Raw genomic sequence first — 15664 nt, 5'->3', positions numbered from 1 at the left:
CCCTTCGACGGACGGGCCCTCGACAAGCTCGGTCCCTGCTCAGGGCGAACGGGAGGAGCGGACGAGTACCTTCACCCACCCACTCGCTTCCCCCAGCCCCAACACCTCCCGCACCCCCGGCTCCATCGTCGCCAGCATCCCCTGCCGGAACGCCCAGCGCGTGCCGAAGGGCACCGTCAGCTTCACCACATCCCGCAGGCACAGGCGCGCCAGGCGTTCACCTTCTGGCGTGCGGGCCATGCAGCGCGCCTCGTACTCGCGCTGCAGCTGCTGCCACTGCGGCAGCGTCTCGGGCAGCTCGCTCATCCCCATCTCCAGCCCCACGCGCTGCCAGAAGCCCAGCAGCAGCGCCGTCTCGCGCGCCTCGAGCTTCACCCGCGCATGCCGCTCGTTCCAGCGCAGCGGCTCCAGAAAGAACGTCGCCAGCACGTAGCGGTAGTCGCTCGCATCCGCCGGCACATGGCGGTGCACCTCGCGCAGCCGCTGCAGCGCCGCTTGCCCCGCTTCGCTGTCGAAGCCGTGGCAGATCAGCTCGCGCAGCGTCTGCCGCGTGCGTGCCAGCCTTGCCTGCGTCTGCGACACCAGCTGCGCATGCCCGTACAGCGCGGTCACCAGGTGCGCGATACCCATCATGCGGATCAGCGCCAGGTAGGTGCCGATGCGAAACGTCATCCGGTGCCGGCCGTAGTACAGCGCCTCGATCTGCGTCGTCATGCCCCGGCCTCCCCAGGCTCGGCCAGCGCGATCCGCGTCTCGAACTTCGAACAGTTCATCGCGAAGGTGCTCTTGAAATTCCGCACGTTGTTGTTCGACGAGAACACCTCGCGCGTGAACGCGTGGTACCGCTCCATCGACGCCGAGTTCACGATCAGCAAGAAGTCGAACTCGCCCGACACCTCGTAGCAGGCCATCACGTCGTCCTCGGCCGCCATCTTCTTCTCGAAGTTGCGCAGCAGCGCATCGTTCTGCTTGTCCAGCTCGACCGAGACGAACACCGTCAGCGGCCGCCCCACGCGCTGCCGGTCGACGATGGCCACCTGCTTCATCAGCACGCCCGAGGCCTTGAGCTGCGCAATGCGCCGCTGGCACGTGGCCGGCGAGCTGTGCACCCGCTCGGCCAGCGTGCGCATCGGCAGCGAGGCATCGTCTTGCAGCAGGTTCAGGATCTGGGTGTCGAGTCGGTCCATCCGCCCATTTTCGACCAGCAAAACGGGACAAACGCATCACGCCGCCCCGAATCGCGGTGAATCCGCTCACGCGCTGCTGCCGACAATGCAGCATCCGCCTCGCCCGGAGCCCGCCATGTCAGCCTCGTCCGCCACATCAGCCACCGAGTTCGAAGCCCAGCTGCAAAGCTGGCGCCACCACCTGCACCGCCACCCCGAGACCGGCTTCAACGAGCGCCGCACCGCCGACCACGTCGCCCGCGTTCTCGAGCTGCTGGGCATCGAGGTGCACCGCCCCATCGGCGGCACCGGCGTCGTCGGCACGCTGACGGTGGGCCGCGGCAGCGGCGCGATCGGCCTGCGTGCCGACATGGATGCGCTCGCCCTCACCGAAGCCGCCGAGGGCCGCGCCCACGCCTCGCTCAACCCCGGCTGCATGCACGCCTGCGGGCACGACGGCCACATGGCGATGCTGCTCGGCGCGGCGCAGTTGCTGGCCCAGCGTCGGGATTTCGACGGCACGGTGCGCTTCATCTTCCAGCCCGCCGAAGAGCACGGCCGCGGCGCAGCGGCGATGATGGCCGACGGCCTGTTCGAGCGCTTCCCGGTGGATGAGATCTACGGCGCGCACAACATGCCCGGCCTGCCGGTCGGCCACATCGCCACGCGCACGGGCGGCATCATGGCCAGCGAAGACAACTTCGTGATCCGCATCACCGGCCGCGGCGGCCACGCGGCGCGCCCGCACATGGCCATCGACCCGCTGGTGATCGGTGCCGAGATCGTGCTGGCGCTGCAGACCATCGTCGCGCGCTCGGTCGATCCGGGGCAGCCGGCCGTCGTCTCGTGCACCGAGTTCGTCACCGACGGCATCCGCAACGCGCTGCCGACGCACGTCACGATCAAGGGCGACACGCGCAGCTATGCGCCCGAGGTGCAGGCGCTGCTCGCGCGGCGCATCCGCGAGCTGTGCGAGGGCATCTGTGCGGCGCATGGCGCGCGCTGCGAGGTGGACTACACGCATGAGTTCGCGCCGACGGTGAACTGGGCGCAATGCGTGCCGGTGGCGGTGGCCGCCGCGGTGGAGGTGGTGGGCGCAGACCGCGTCGACGACCAGGTGGCGCCGATGATGATCTCGGAAGACTTCGGTGCCTTCCTGCGCATCGTGCCCGGCGCCTTCGTCTTCATCGGCAACGGCGATGGCGACAGCCCCGGCGCGGTGCCGCTGCACAACGCGCGCTACGACTTCAACGACGCGCTGCTGCCGATCGGCGCGCGCTTCTTCGCGGAAATCATTCGCCAGCGCCTGCCGCGGCGGGAGGCCTGATGCTGTTCCTCAACCCACGGGCCGAACGCCGGCCGTATGACGACGCGCTGCGGGCGATCCTGAATATCAAGTCAGGGCGCGAGGGCCGGCGCTGGCTGCGGGCATGGTCGCTGTTGAACGAAGGCGCCACGCCGCTGTGGCCGCTGCCGCGGCTGGCCGCGCAGCTGGGCCTCGCGCACCTCGCGGTGAAGGATGAATCGACGCGCTCGCCGCTCGGCAGCTTCAAGGCGCTGGGCGCGCCGCTGGCGCTGCTGCGCTTGATCGTGCGGCGTTGGCCCGATCGCGGCTGGCAAGCGGCCGACCTGCTGGCCGGGAAGCACGCGGCCGAGCTGCGCGAGCTGGTTGTCATCAGCGCCACCGACGGCAACCACGGCCGCGCGCTCGCTGCGGCCGCGCAGAGCATCGGCTGCCGCTGCGTGATCGTTCTGCACGCTCACGTCAGCGCCGAGCGTGAGGCGCCGATCACCGCGTTCGGCGCCGAGATCGTGCGCATCGCCGGCGACTACGACGCCTCGGTGCGCGAGGCCGCGCGGCTGGCCGCGGCGAACGGCTGGACGGTCGTCTCCGACACCTCGTACGACGGCTACGAAGAGATCCCGCGCGACGTGATGCAGGGCTACGGCACCATCGCCGACGAGGTGCTGGAAACCGGCAGCGCACCGTTCACGCACGTCATCGTGCAAGGCGGTGTCGGCGGGCTGGCCGCGGGCATCGTCAGCCATTTCTGGGAACACTTCGGTACGCAGCGGCCGGTGTTCATCGTCGTCGAGCCCGAGCAGGCCGATTGCCTGCTGCAGAGCGCGCGCAGCGGCCACGCGGCGCGCGCCAGCGGCTCGGTCGATTCGGTGATGGCCGGGCTGGCCTGTGGCGAGACCTCGCCGCTCGCGTGGCGCTTCCTGCAGCCGGCCGTCGATGCCTTCATCACGGTGAGCGACGGCGCTGCGGTGCAGGCGATGCGCACACTCGCCGAAGGAAGTGCCGGCGACGTGCCGGTGCTCGCCGGCGAATCGGGCGCGGCCGGGCTGGCGGGATTGATCGCCGCTGCCGGGCAGCTGAGCCTCGACGCGAACGCCCGCGTGCTGCTGCTGAACACTGAAGGCGCGACGGCGCCGGGTGTGTACAAATCCCTCACCGGCCGCTCAGCCAGCGCCGTGCTGGCCGCGCAGGCCGCTTGGCGATCGAACGACGGCATCGACGAGGCCGCGCTGATCGAGCGCGTCGAGCAGCACGCCCGCATCGGCGCGATCGACGGCGGCGGCGTCTGCCGCATCGCGCTGACCGATGCCGACCGCGCAGGCCGCGAGCAGCTGGTGCGCTGGATGCAGGAAGCCGGGCTCGAGGTGCACGTCGACCAGATCGGCAACCTCTTCGGCATCCGCGCCGGCACGCATGACCTGGCACCGGTGATGACCGGCTCGCACATCGACACCGTCGCCACCGGTGGCCGCTACGACGGCATCTACGGCGTGATGGCCGGGCTGGAGGAGGTGGTACGCCAGCTCGACGCGCGCGGCGTGCGCACGCGCCGCCCGCTGGTGGTGGCCGCCTTCACGAACGAGGAGGGCGTGCGCTTCATGCCCGACATGATGGGCTCGCTGGTGCATGCCGGCGGGCTGCCGCTGCAGCAGGCGCTGGACACGATCGGCACCGATGGCGCGCGCCTCGGCGACGAGCTGCAGCGCATCGGCTTCGCCGGCAGCATGCGCTGCGGCACGCTGCGCCCGCATGCCTTCGTCGAGCTACACATCGAGCAGGGGCCGGTGCTGGAGGCGGAAGGCATCGCGATCGGCGCGGTGCACGATCTGCAGGGCATCTCGTGGCAGTCGATCGCGATCCAGGGCCAGTCGAACCACGCCGGCACCACGCCGATGCACCTGCGCCGCGATGCCGGGCATGCCGCGGCAGCGATCGCCGTCTTCGTGCGCGAGCTGGCGCTGCGCTTCGGCGGCTCGCAGGTCGGCACCGTCGGCGCGATCGAGCTGCACCCGAACCTGATCAACGTGATCGCGTCGCGGGCCACGTTGACGGTCGACCTGCGCAACACCGACGAGGCCACGCTGCAGCGTGCCGAGTCCGAGCTCGCCAGCTTCCTGCAGCGGCTGGCGGTGGAGCAGGGCGTGACGATCACCGCGCGTTCACTGGCCCGCTTCGAGCCGGTGCGCTTCGACGAGCGTCTGGTGGGCCGCATCGAGCAGGCCGCCGCGGCGCGCGGGCTCACGCAGCGGCGCATCACCTCGGGTGCGGGGCACGATGCGCAGATGATTGCGCGCATCGCGCCCTCGGCGATGATCTTCGTGCCCAGCCGCGGCGGCATCAGCCACAACCCGCGCGAGTTCACCGCACCCGGGCAGCTGCGCGACGGCGCGAACGTGCTGCTCGATGTGCTGCGGGCGTTGGCCGACGAGTAGCAAAGAACCCCGTTCRCCCTGAGCCTGTCGAAGGGYCTGYGCGCATGRCACCAAGGCTTCGACAAGCTCAGCCCGAACGGGGGGGAAACCGTTCRCCCTGAGCCTGTCGAAGGGCCTGCGCGCATGGCACCAAGGCTTCGACAAGCTCAGCCCGAACGGATTGGGCTCAGCGCGAACGGATGGCGGCTCACCGCGGCACCAGCGTCGTCCCCGTGATCTGCTCCTGCGCCTCCACCAGCGAAGGCACGAACTTCGCGCCATGGCCCAGCGCGCTGGCCAGCGTCAGCGACTGGTGCACCGCCTCGCCCAGCCACGCCGGTACCGTCAGGCTCTCGGCCAGGTGGGTGTAGTAGCGCAGGTCCTTGCGCGCGTTGTCGAGCTCGAACGACAGGCCCTTCACGTCGCCCTGCAGCGTCTTCGCCATCGCCTGGAACAGCCCGGAATTGACCGCGCCGACCGTCGTCACCGCCACCAGCTGCCCCAGGTCGACCCCCGCGCGCCGCCCGACCGCAAACGCCTCGGCCGTCGACGTGCAGATGGCCTGCGCCATGAAGTTGTAGAGCAGCTTGACGACATGCCCCGCGCCCGGCGGGCCGACGTGGTGCAGGTTCTCGGCGAAGCAGCGCAGCAGCGGCTCGATGCGCGCGAAGTCCTGCTGCTCGGCGCCGACCATCACCGTCAGCCGCCCGGCTTCGGCATCGGCCGCCGAACGCGCAAGCGGCGCATCGATCAGCAGCACCTGCTGCGCGGCGCAGCGCTCGCGCAGCGCGGCGGTCGAGGCCGGCTCGCTGGTCGAGCAGTCGATGACCACCAGCCCCGGCTTCGGCCGCGCGAGCAGCCCGCCGTCGCCGGCAAACAGCCCCTCGACCTGCGGCGTGCCGGTGACGCAGATGAACACCACGTCGCAGCGCGCCGCCAGTTCAGCCGGCGTCTCCACCTGCACCGCACCGCGCTCGATCAGGTCGGCCACCCGATCGCGGTTGCGGTGCACGGTGAGGTGCAGCGCATGGCCCTTCAGTTGCAGGTTCTTCGCCATGCCATGGCCCATCAGGCCACTGGCGCCGATGAATCCGATCTTGCTCATTCACTTGTCTCCTGGTGTCTTGTTGATGGGACTGTTGGCAGAATCGACCGCTCATGACGCGCCGCCCCGAACCCCCGCCGCTGCCCGCCGAGGCCCAGGACGTCGCCCGGCTGCTCGGCGAAGACATCATCTTCGGCCGCCTCGCGCCCGGCAGCCGGCTGGTCGAGGACCCGCTGATGGCGCGCTTCGGCGCCACGCGGCACGGCGTGCGGCGCGCGCTGGCCGAGCTGGAGCGCATCGGCATCGTGGTGCGCGAGAAGAACAAGGGCGCGAGCGTGCGCGCGCTGGCCGCCACCGAGGTGCGGCAGATCTACGAGGTGCGCGAGCTGCTGCAGCGGCAGGCGGCGCTGCGCATCCCGCTGCCGGCCGATCCCGCGCTGGTCGCGGCGCTGGAGGCGCTGCAGCTGCTGTTCGTCGCGGCACTGCGGGCCGGCGACCACGGCACGGTGCACCGCATCAACGACGAGTTCCACCTGACGCTGTTCGGCGGCTGCGGCAACCCGTACCTGATCGGCTCGATCCGCCACTACATGTGGCTGAGCCTGCCGGTGCGGGCGCAGCGCACCGCCGCCGCAGGCCACGCCGAAGCCGCGGCCGACGAGCACCTGGACATGATCCGGTTGCTGAAGGGCAGCGACAACGCGGCATTGGCGGAGTTGTGCGTCGCGCATCTGCAGCTCGCGAAGCGGGATTACCTGGAAGCGGCCGATCACCAGCGGTGATGGACTTGCGCTTTCGCGTGCTTCTCGTAGATGGCGTTCACGGCCTGCATCGTCTCGGCTGACAGCGCCGGCAGGTCGGCCGCGCGCATGTTCTCCTCGATCTGCTTCGGCCGGCGGCCGCCCGGGATCGCGCACGTCACCGCTTCCTGCATCAGGATCCAGCGCAGCGCGAACTGCGCCAGCGTCTGCCCCGCCGGCACCAGCGGGCGCAGCGCCTCCACCGCCGCCAGGCCGCTCTCGTAGTCCAGCCCCGAGAAGGTCTCACCCTTGTCGAACGCCGCCCCTTCGCGGTTGAAGCTGCGGTGGTCGTCGGCAGCGAACTGCGTCTGCCGCGTGAGCCCGCCCGACAGCAGCCCCGACGACAACGGCAGCCGCGCGAGGATGCCGACGCGGCGCGCCAGCGTCTCGCGGAACAGCAGCTCGGCCGGCCGCTGGCGGAAGATGTTGTAGATGACCTGCACCGACTGCACGCCGGGGAAGTCGATCGCCTTCAGCGCCTCCTCGACCTTCTCGACGCTGACGCCGTAGTGGCGCAGCTTGCCGGCGCGCACCAGGTCGTCGAGCACGCCGAACACCTCGGGCATGTAGTACACCGGCGTCGGCGGGCAGTGCAGCTGCAGCAGGTCGAGTGCCTCGGTGCCGAGGTTGCGCAGGCTGCGCTCGACGAAGGCCGTCAGGTTCCCGCGGTTGTAGCCCTCGGCCACGTGCGGGCTGAGGCGCCGGCCGGCCTTGGTGGCCACGTAGAACGGCTCCGTGCGCTCCTTGCGCAGCCGCGCGATCAGCCGCTCGCTGTGGCCGTCGCCGTACACGTCGGCGGTGTCGAAGAAGTTCACGCCCAGGTCGAGCGCGCGGTGCAGCGCGGCCATCGATTCGTCGTCGTTCACCTGGCCCCAGGTGCCGCCGATGGCCCAGGCGCCGAAGCTGATCGTCGACACCTTCCAGCCGGTGCGGCCGAGTTCGCGGTAGTTCATGGAAACGTCTCCAGTGGGTTCCTTCCGGGATTATCGATAATTTTTCAATTGCGAACCTTTCTCATCGCGGGCCGCCGGCGATTTATCATCCGGGGTGTCGGCGAATGTCGCCCATCGTTTCATCAATCGCCAGCCATCGCGCTCTCGCATGGATCTCCGTCCTGCCCGTGGGTCGCCCAGCCAGCACACCTGCCCGCGACCGGGCCCCGGAGTACCTTTCCCATGGCAGTTCAACCCTTCCTGCGGCCGATGGCCCGCCCGCTCACGGCCGTCGCGCTCGCCATCGCGGCCTGGCCGTTCGCCGTGCGCGCGCAGCAGGCCGATGCGCCCGCCGCAGCCTCGCCTGAAGTCACGCTGGAGCCGGTGCAGATCAGCGGCAACTGGCTGGGCAGCGGCCTGCAGAACAGCGTGAAGAGCTTCGCCGGTGCACGCACCGTCGTGAGGAAGGAAGAGATCGAGCAGACCGGCGCCGTGTCGATCGGCGAGGTGATGCGCCGCATCCCCGGCGTGCAGTCGACCGAGAACTCCGGCACCGCCGGCAGCGCGATCTCGCTGAACATCGGCGTGCGCGGCCTGACCGGCCGCTACTCGCCGCGCTCCACCGTGCTGCTCGACGGCATCCCGCTGGCGGTCGCGCCCTACGGCCAGCCGCAGCTGTCGTTCGCGCCGGTGAGCCTGAACAACATCGAGTCGGTCGACGTGGTGCGCGGCGGCGGCGCGGTGCGCTACGGCCCGCAGAACGTCGGCGGCATCATCAACTTCAACACCCGTTCCATCCCGGCGACCGAGGCGCTGAGCGGCGATGCGACCGTGCGCTACAACAGCTACGGCGAAGGCGACGGGCACAACACGCAGTACAGCCTGTTCCTCGGCCGCGAGCTCGACAACGGGCTGGGCCTCGCGCTGCTGTACTCGGGCCTGGACGGCAGCGAATGGCGCGCCAACAGCGACGAGAAGGTGAACGACCTGGCCGTCAAGTTCCGCCAGCCGCTCGACGGCAAGGCCGAGGTCTACGGCAAGGTCTCGTACTACGACGTCACGTCGCGCACACCGGGCGGCCTGACGCCGGCGCAATACAACGTGGACCCGTTCCAGAACACCCGCCCCACCGACTACTGGAGCGGCGTGCGCAAGGGCATCGACCTGGGGTACCTGAACCCGATGTCGGCCACGCAGGAGGCCGAGGTGCGGCTCTACTACAACGAGAGCTCGCGCGCGAGCGTGCTGATCAACGCCGCCGGCACGGTGCTGACGCACCAGCCGCGCAACTACCGCGTGCTGGGCGTGGAGCCGCGCTACACGCAGCGCCTCGCGTTCGGCAGCGTCGCGCACGACGTGACGGTGGGCTACCGCTTCATCCGCGAGCGCGGTGACGACAACAGCTTCACCGAGACGCTCGCGAGCGGCGCGGTCAGCGCAACCACCCGCTTCGAGAACGAGACCGACGCGCACTCGGTGTATGTCGACGACCGCATCGCGATCGGCAGCTGGCGCATCACGCCGGGCGTGCGCTTCGAGCACATCGGCACCACGCGGATCGACGGCACGGGCAACACCTTCGACACCGACAACGACAAGGCGCTGCCGTCGCTGAACGTGGCCTGGCTCGTGACGCCGGAGTGGACGCTGTTCAGCAACTACAACACCTCGTTCGGCCCGGTGCAGAACATCCAGCTGAACTCGCAGACGACGAACAACCCGCTGAAGCCCGAGGTGGCGAAGACCTTCGAGCTCGGCACGCGCTGGAAGAGCGCGACGCTGAGCGCGGAACTCACCGCCTTCCGGCTGCGCTTCGACAACCAGATCCAGCAGGTCGCCGGCACGACGGCCCCGAACGTCGTCTTCCAGAACCTGGGCGCCACCAAGCACGACGGCATCGAGACGGCGATCGACTACAGCTTCGACAAGGACAGCGCCTTCGCCGGGCTGAACGTGTTCGCGAACTACACGCACACCCGCGCGCTGCAGGAATCGGGCGACACGGCCGGCAACGAGGTGCCGTTCTACTCGCGCGACACCGACACCGTCGGCGCCCGCTACCGGCTGGCCGCGTGGTCGTTCAACCTGTCGAGCACGCACCAGAGCTCGCAGTTCTCGGACAACGCCAACACCTGGAACGAATCGACCACCGCCGGCACGGGCCTGGTCCCCGGCTACCGCCTGTGGAACGCGCAGGTCGGCTGGAAGCTGCCGACCGCCACCGCGATCGACCTGCAACTGGGCATCAACAACCTGGCGGACAAGCGCTACTACACGCGCAACGTCGACGGCAACGCCGGCCGCATGGTGGGCGCACCGCGCACCACCTGGGTCCAGGCGCGCGTGGCGTTCTGATGTCGGCCACCGTGCAGGTGCCGCAGGCGCCGTCGCGGCGCCAGGGGCTGCGCCGCGTGTGGCTGCGGCTGCACCGCTGGCTCGGGCTCAGCATCGGCTGGGTGCTGGCCATCGTCGGGCTGCTCGGCGCGGTGCTGGTGGTCGCGCAGCCGGTCGACCGCTGGGCGCACCCGAACCTGTTCAAGGCCGAAACGTCGCTCGGGGCAGGCGGGCCCGGCGCGGCCGCGGTGCCGCTGGAGCCGCTGCGACAGCGGCTGGTCGCCGAGTTCGGCAGCGCCAGCGTGCTGACCTTCCGCCCACCGCACAGCGCCGACGAGACGCTGTGGGTGCTGGTGCGCGGCAAGCGCTGGAGCGGCACGGTGTACTTCGACCCGGCCACCGGCCGCGAGCAGGGCCGGCGCGGCGACAGCGAGGGCTTCGTCGGCTTCACGTTCAAGCTGCACAGCTCGCTGCTGCTGCAGGACACCGGCAAGGCGATGCTCGCCTGGGGCGCGCTGGTGTACCTCGCGATGCTGGTGACCGGCGTGGTGCTGTGGTGGCCGCGGCGCTGGCCGCCGTCGTGGCGCATCGAGCTGCGCCAGGGCGTGCTGCGCGGGCTGTTCGACCTGCACCGCACCGGCGGCATCGTGATGGGGCTGGTGATCGCGGTGTCGGTGGCGAGCGGCGCGTACATGGCCTGGCGGCCGCTCGGGGAGTTCGTCACCTTCCTGGCCGGCGGCACGTTCGCGCGCCCGCCCGCGCTGCCCAAAGAGGCGAAGGACGCGCCGGGCGGCCCGCCCGCCACGGTCGACGAACTCGCCGCGCAGGCGCAGCGGCAGTTCCCGAATGACCCGATCGGCTACATCCAGCTGCCCGGCCCGGACCGCCCGGTGCGCGTGCGCATGCGGCTGCCTGACGACCCGCACCCGAACGGGCTGACCTCGGTGTGGCTGCACCCGCGCACCGGCGCGGTGTTGTCGGTGCAGCGCTGGAGCGATCTCGATCCCGGTGGCCGCGCGGTGGCCTGGGTCTACCCGCTGCATGTCGGCGAGCTGGGCGGGCTGCCGCAGCAGGTGCTGACCTTCTTCAGCGGCCTCGCGCTCGGCGGCCTCGGGCTGACCGGCGTGTGGCTGTGGTGGCGCCGCCGGCCTGGCCGATGATCAGCCGGCGCTGAGCCGCGCGGCCGGCTTGCGGCTCGACAGGAAGGGCCCGAGCGCCGCGCGCGCCGCCTCGAACGATGTCCAGACCGCCAGGTCCGGCAGCGCCGGGATCGTCACCACCTCGCCCTGGTCGAACGCGGCCAGCGACGCATCGACCATGTCTTCCGCCGACATCACGATCTCGCTCGGCAGGTGCTCGACCGGCAGGCCCGCCAGCGCCCAGAAATCGGTGCGCGTCGCGCCCGGCAGCACGGCCTGCACCCGCACGCCCTTCGCGCCGATCTCGTGCTGCAGCGCCTCGGTGAAGTTCAGCACGTAGGCCTTGGTGCCGCCATAGGCGCCGTTCAGCAGGGCCGGTGCGATCGCCGCGATCGACGAGATGTTGATGATCGCGCCGCGCCCGCGCTTCGCGAGCCGCGGCGCCACGGCGTGCGCGAGCCGCGTCAGCGCAACCACGTTCAGCTGGATCATCTCGTCCATCCGGTCCGGCGACGAGTCGACGATCGGCGACGCGATGTTGAAGCCGGCGTTGTTGACCAGCATGCCGATGCCGTCGTCCGACTGCAGGCGCTCGGCAATGCGCAGCTGGTCGCGCGGCTTGGTCAGGTCGGCCGCCAGCACCTCGACGTGGCGGCCGGTCTGCGCGGTGATGCGCGTGGCCAGCGCCTGCAGCCGTTCGCCGGTGCGGGCGACCAGCACGAGGTCGTGGCCGCGGCGCGCCAGGCGGTCGGCGTAGACCGCGCCGATGCCGGAGGAAGCGCCGGTGACCAGCGCGGTGCCGAGAGGGTTCGTGGAGCTCATGTCGATGTCCTTCAGGTGCGCCGTGCCTGGCGGAAGTGCGGCACGCGGCGATTGACAGCCCGAAGCGTGCGCTCTATCGTGATGTCTCATAAGTCTCAGAACCCTCTTTTCATGACATCGCGAAAATCAGCCTCGAGAAGCGCCCCTGTGCGCCGCATCGGGGTGGTGGTGTTCCCCGGCTTCCAGATCCTCGACCTCGCGCCGATCGCCGCCTTCGAGCTGGCGAACCTGTACGCCGGGCGCCCGGTGTACGAGGTGGAGCTGCTGTCCGAGCACGGCGGCCTGGTGCGCAGCTCGTCGGGCGTGGCGGTCGATTCGAAGCCGTTCAGCGCGGCGCGCCACGACACGCTGGCCGTCACCGGCGCGCTCGATGTCGCACCGTCGACCGAGGGCCTGTGCCGCTTCCTCGCGCGCAGCCTGAAGCGCGCACGGCGCATCGCCAGCATCTGCACCGGCGCCTTCATCCTCGCCGACGCCGGGCTGCTCGACGGCCGGCGCGCCACCACGCACTGGAACTTCACGCAGGCGCTGCAGAGCCGGTTCCCGCGCGCCACCGTGCAGCCCGACCGCATCTACGTCAACGACGGCCCCATCTGGACTTCCGCCGGCATGACGGCCGGCATCGACCTGGTGCTCGCGCTGATCGAGGAAGACCTCGACGCCGAGTGCACCCGCTTCATCGCGAAGAAGCTGGTCGTGTACCACCGCCGGCTCGGCGGGCAGACGCAGTTCTCGGCGCTGCTCGAGCTCGAGCCCGGCTCCGACCGCATCCAGAGGACGCTGACCCATGCGCGCGCGAACCTGCGCGACGAACTGTCGGTCGACGAGCTCGCCGAGGTCGCGCACCTGAGCCCGCGCCAGTTCAGCCGCGCGTTCAAGGCCGAGACCGGGCAGTCGCCGGCGCGCGCGATCGAGCAGCTGCGCGTGGAGGCGGCCCGCGCGCTGATCGACAGCGGGCAGCACTCGCTGCTCGCGATCGCGCGCGACACCGGTTTCGGCGATCCGGAGCGCATGCGGCGCGCCTTCCTGCGCGCGTTCGGGCAGCCGCCGCAGGGCATCCGGCGCAGCACGCGCGAGCAGCAGCGCGCCTGAATCCCGCGCGGCGGTCATTTGTCTGGCTGTCTTCGGCGCCTTCTGCATCGTTCCTGCAGAACTGTTCGATAGCGTGTCCGGTTCCGACATGGACACGAAGGCGCACGGACATGAGCGACGAGATGGAGACCCAGCTGATGCGCTGGCCCTTGCGGCTGCTGCTGCAGGGGCTGGACGCACGCGATGAAGGCGCGGTGCGCCGCTGCCTGGCCCGTGCCACGCGCCAGCTGCAGCACCCGTGGCAGGTGGTGCACGACGGCGACGCCGAGGTCGTGCTGGTGGCCGGCCTCGAGATCGACACGGTGCGCGGCATGCTCGAGCCGCCGCTGGTGACGCTGCACCTGGCGCCGCCTTCGCAGGATGCGCGTGCGCTGGCGTGGCGCACCGGCCGCGCGCCCGGCACGGTGCTCGCGAGCCCGCTGCAGCCCGACGCGCTGGTCGAGGCGCTCGAATGCGCCGAGCACCGCTTTGCCGGCGAAGCCCCGGCCACGTTCACGCAGTTGTCCGCCGGCTGCCGTTTCCGGCTGCGCCGCTGGCCGCCCAGCGGCCTGATGTGGGAGGACAACGACAACCTGCGGCTGGCGAGCTTCATGCTCACGCGCTCGCTCGATCTCGAGAAGCTGATGCGGCTGAGCAATGTCGCCGCCGACAAGTGCGTCGCCTTCATCACGCGGATGGCCAACGCGAACCTGCTGCACCTCGAGCCGGTGGGCGCGATCGGCGAGCCCTCGTCGGCCTCGTCGGCCTCGTCAGCCGAGGCACCGCGCACCGAAGCCCCGCCGCGGCGCACCACCCGCGCCTCGGGCGGCCTGCTGAACGCGCTGCGCCGGCGCCTCGGCCTGGCCAGCCGCTGACCCCAGGAGACATCGATGCAGCACTCGGAATATCCGGAGATCGCCCTCCCCACCCTCACCTTCGAAGCGCCGCGCCCCCCGCGCGATCCGGTCGCCGTGGCACTCGCGGGCCTGTGCCGGCAGGCCGGTGTCGAGGGCTGCGCACTCGTCGACGCCGCGACCGGTACCGTGGATTCCACCAGCGGCTGCACCCGCAGCGGCGGGGTCTGGGAATCCGCCACCCGCTACTGGCAGCTGTACCACCGCCAGCGGCGGCACTTCGCGCCGTGGGGTGGCCTGCGCACCGCGGTGTTCATGCATGCCACCGGCGCGATCGGCGTGCTGCCCTGCTGCGAGGAGCCCCCGCTGCTCATCGTTGTATGCGCCCACTCCGGCAGCGTCGACTGGCAGGAGTGCGAACGCCTGACCCACGCGCTCGGCGCGGCCTTGCGCTCGCTGCTCGACCGGCCGCTGGTGCAGATCGCCGCCTTCTGAACACCCTCTGAACACCCCGCTCCATCGTGATTTCGATATGCCTCAATTCGAAATCACGATGAACACGTACCAATTCATGCCACCTCACGCAAGCATTGCAAGCGCGTGAAACCGGTTCCAGTCCGACGCGGGCTGCCCTCCTACCATCCGGGCGAACTTCAGCCCCCTCAGGAGGACAACCCATGTTTCCGTTTCGAAGCAGCAAGCTCTGCCTCGCGCTGATCGTCGGCGCCGGATTCACGCAGCTCGGCCATGCGGCCGACCTCGCCGCCGGCCGCTACACCGTGCGCTCATCGTTCAGCGGCCTGTGCCTTGCGGTCGACGGCGGCTCGACCGCCGAAGGCGCGAACGTCGTGCAATCGACCTGCGACACCTCGCCCGCCCGCCAGTTCGACCTGCAACGTGACAGCCAGGGCTACTACCGGCTGGTGAACGTGAACAGCGGCAAGGTCGTCGACGTGCAGGACATCTCCACGGCCAACGGCGCCAACGTGCACCAGTGGACCTGGCTGAACGGCGACAACCAGCGCGTGACGCTGCAGGACCTGGGCAGCGGCAAGTACTACGTGCGCTTCAAGCACAGCAACAAGTGCATGGACGTCGGCAATTCGAGCCGCGTGCCCGGCGGCAACATCGGCCAGTGGGAGTGCAACGACGGCGAGAGCGAGAAGTGGACCTTCACGCCGGTGGCCGGCGCGCCCGCTCCGGCCCCTGCGCCCGCCCCGGCCCCGACGCCGGCCCCCGCCCCGTCGTCGCGCTACAGCGTGCGCTCCAACTTCAGCGGCCTGTGCCTGGCCGTGGCCGGCGACTCGACGGTCAGCGGCGCCGACATCGTGCAGATGTCGTGCAACAGCTCGCTCGGCCGCCTGTTCGACCTGGTGCGCGACACCGAGGGCTACTACCACCTGAGCAATGCCAACAGCGGCAAGGTCGTCGACGTGCAGGACGTGTCGACCGCCGACGGCGCGAACGTGCACCAGTGGCAGTACGTCGGTGGCGACAACCAGCGCTTCACGCTCGACAACCTCGGCGGTGGCCTGGTGAACGTGCGCTTCAAGCACAGCAACAAGTGCCTGGACGTCGGCAACTTCAGCAAGGCCGAAGGCGGCCACATCGGCCAGTGGAGCTGCAACGGCGGCGAGACCGAGAAGTGGACGCTGGTCGCGGCCGCCCCGGCGCCGGCACCGGCCCCTGCGCCCGCTCCGGCACCTGCCCCTGCTCCTGCCCCCACGCCGGCTCCGGCGCCCGCACCTGCTCCGGCACCGGCACCGGCCCCCGCACCCGCGCCGAGC

The 15664-nt window shown here is 70.5% G+C and carries 14 protein-coding genes and 1 pseudogene; 10 read left to right on the top strand and 5 right to left on the bottom strand.

What is annotated here, in order from left to right; translation table 11 throughout:
- Positions 1-39: 39 nt before the first annotated feature.
- Together AC1D1T_RS11520 and AC1D1T_RS11515 are read right to left on the bottom strand one after the other, a co-directional pair.
- A complete protein-coding gene (locus AC1D1T_RS11520; RefSeq protein ID WP_477825319.1) occupies positions 40-714 on the bottom strand; it encodes an oxygenase MpaB family protein in 675 nt (224 codons plus the stop codon).
- A complete protein-coding gene (locus AC1D1T_RS11515; protein WP_047507213.1) occupies positions 711-1187 on the bottom strand; it encodes an Lrp/AsnC family transcriptional regulator in 477 nt (158 codons plus the stop codon). Before AC1D1T_RS11515 ends, AC1D1T_RS11520 begins: the two co-directional genes overlap by 4 nt.
- A 115-nt stretch (positions 1188-1302) precedes the next feature.
- Between AC1D1T_RS11515 and AC1D1T_RS11510 the strand changes: the two genes are divergently transcribed.
- The 3 genes and pseudogenes from AC1D1T_RS11510 (at position 1303) to AC1D1T_RS11500 (ending at position 4901) form a co-directional block, all read left to right on the top strand.
- On the top strand, positions 1303-2493 hold the full coding sequence (locus tag AC1D1T_RS11510) for a M20 aminoacylase family protein (RefSeq protein WP_477825320.1): 1191 nt from the start codon (positions 1303-1305) through the stop codon (positions 2491-2493).
- Positions 2493-3635, top strand: a pseudogene (locus AC1D1T_RS11505) (diaminopropionate ammonia-lyase); the annotation flags it as partial. The gene AC1D1T_RS11510 and the pseudogene AC1D1T_RS11505, both read left to right, overlap by 1 nt.
- Before the next feature lie 12 nt (positions 3636-3647).
- The gene (locus AC1D1T_RS11500; RefSeq protein ID WP_477825325.1) at positions 3648-4901 is read left to right on the top strand and encodes a Zn-dependent hydrolase; all 1254 of its coding nucleotides are present in this window, start codon (positions 3648-3650) and stop codon (positions 4899-4901) included.
- A gap of 187 nt (positions 4902-5088) precedes the next feature.
- On the opposite strand, the gene AC1D1T_RS11495 is transcribed toward AC1D1T_RS11500, so the two are convergent.
- Entirely contained in the window at positions 5089-5985 is an 897-nt protein-coding gene (locus AC1D1T_RS11495) for an NAD(P)-dependent oxidoreductase (protein WP_477825321.1), read from the bottom strand.
- Between the two features lie 53 nt (positions 5986-6038).
- Here AC1D1T_RS11495 and AC1D1T_RS11490 point away from each other — a divergent pair, with 53 nt between their 5' ends.
- Complete coding sequence (locus AC1D1T_RS11490; protein ID WP_477825322.1) at positions 6039-6707, top strand: GntR family transcriptional regulator; 669 nt, start codon at positions 6039-6041, stop codon at positions 6705-6707.
- Here AC1D1T_RS11490 and AC1D1T_RS11485 read toward each other — a convergent pair.
- Entirely contained in the window at positions 6695-7678 is a 984-nt protein-coding gene (locus AC1D1T_RS11485) for an aldo/keto reductase (protein WP_477825323.1), read from the bottom strand. The genes AC1D1T_RS11490 and AC1D1T_RS11485 overlap by 13 nt on opposite strands.
- A gap of 222 nt (positions 7679-7900) precedes the next feature.
- Here AC1D1T_RS11485 and AC1D1T_RS11480 point away from each other — a divergent pair, with 222 nt between their 5' ends.
- Together AC1D1T_RS11480 and AC1D1T_RS11475 are read left to right on the top strand one after the other, a co-directional pair.
- A complete protein-coding gene (locus AC1D1T_RS11480; protein ID WP_477840947.1) occupies positions 7901-10012 on the top strand; it encodes a TonB-dependent receptor family protein in 2112 nt (703 codons plus the stop codon).
- Positions 10012-11151 carry a PepSY-associated TM helix domain-containing protein gene (locus tag AC1D1T_RS11475; RefSeq protein ID WP_477826386.1) on the top strand — a complete coding sequence of 380 codons (1140 nt, stop codon included), beginning with the start codon at positions 10012-10014 and terminating at the stop codon, positions 11149-11151. The genes AC1D1T_RS11480 and AC1D1T_RS11475 overlap by 1 nt, the downstream gene beginning before the upstream one ends.
- Here AC1D1T_RS11475 and AC1D1T_RS11470 read toward each other — a convergent pair whose 3' ends face one another.
- Positions 11152-11952, bottom strand: a complete 801-nt coding sequence (locus AC1D1T_RS11470) for an SDR family NAD(P)-dependent oxidoreductase (protein ID WP_477826385.1) — start codon at positions 11950-11952, stop codon at positions 11152-11154.
- Between the two features lie 147 nt (positions 11953-12099).
- Here AC1D1T_RS11470 and AC1D1T_RS11465 point away from each other — a divergent pair, with 147 nt between their 5' ends.
- From AC1D1T_RS11465 to AC1D1T_RS11450, 4 genes are all read left to right on the top strand, one after another.
- Positions 12100-13044 (top strand): GlxA family transcriptional regulator, encoded by a 945-nt coding sequence (locus AC1D1T_RS11465; RefSeq protein WP_477826384.1) that lies wholly within the window; start codon positions 12100-12102, stop codon positions 13042-13044.
- Positions 13045-13154: 110 nt separating this feature from the next.
- On the top strand, positions 13155-13898 hold the full coding sequence (locus AC1D1T_RS11460; protein ID WP_477826383.1) for a hypothetical protein: 744 nt from the start codon (positions 13155-13157) through the stop codon (positions 13896-13898).
- 15 nt (positions 13899-13913) lie between these two features.
- A complete protein-coding gene (locus AC1D1T_RS11455; protein WP_477826382.1) occupies positions 13914-14372 on the top strand; it encodes a hypothetical protein in 459 nt (152 codons plus the stop codon).
- Between the two features lie 182 nt (positions 14373-14554).
- The coding region (locus AC1D1T_RS11450; RefSeq protein WP_477991898.1) for an RICIN domain-containing protein at positions 14555-15664 on the top strand (1110 nt) is incomplete at its 3' end.

It is taken from the genome of Rhizobacter sp. P2_H3 (assembly GCF_056403355.1).
The sequence above is the reverse complement of the archived record's forward strand: the minus strand, read 5'-3'. Positions and strand labels throughout refer to the sequence as shown.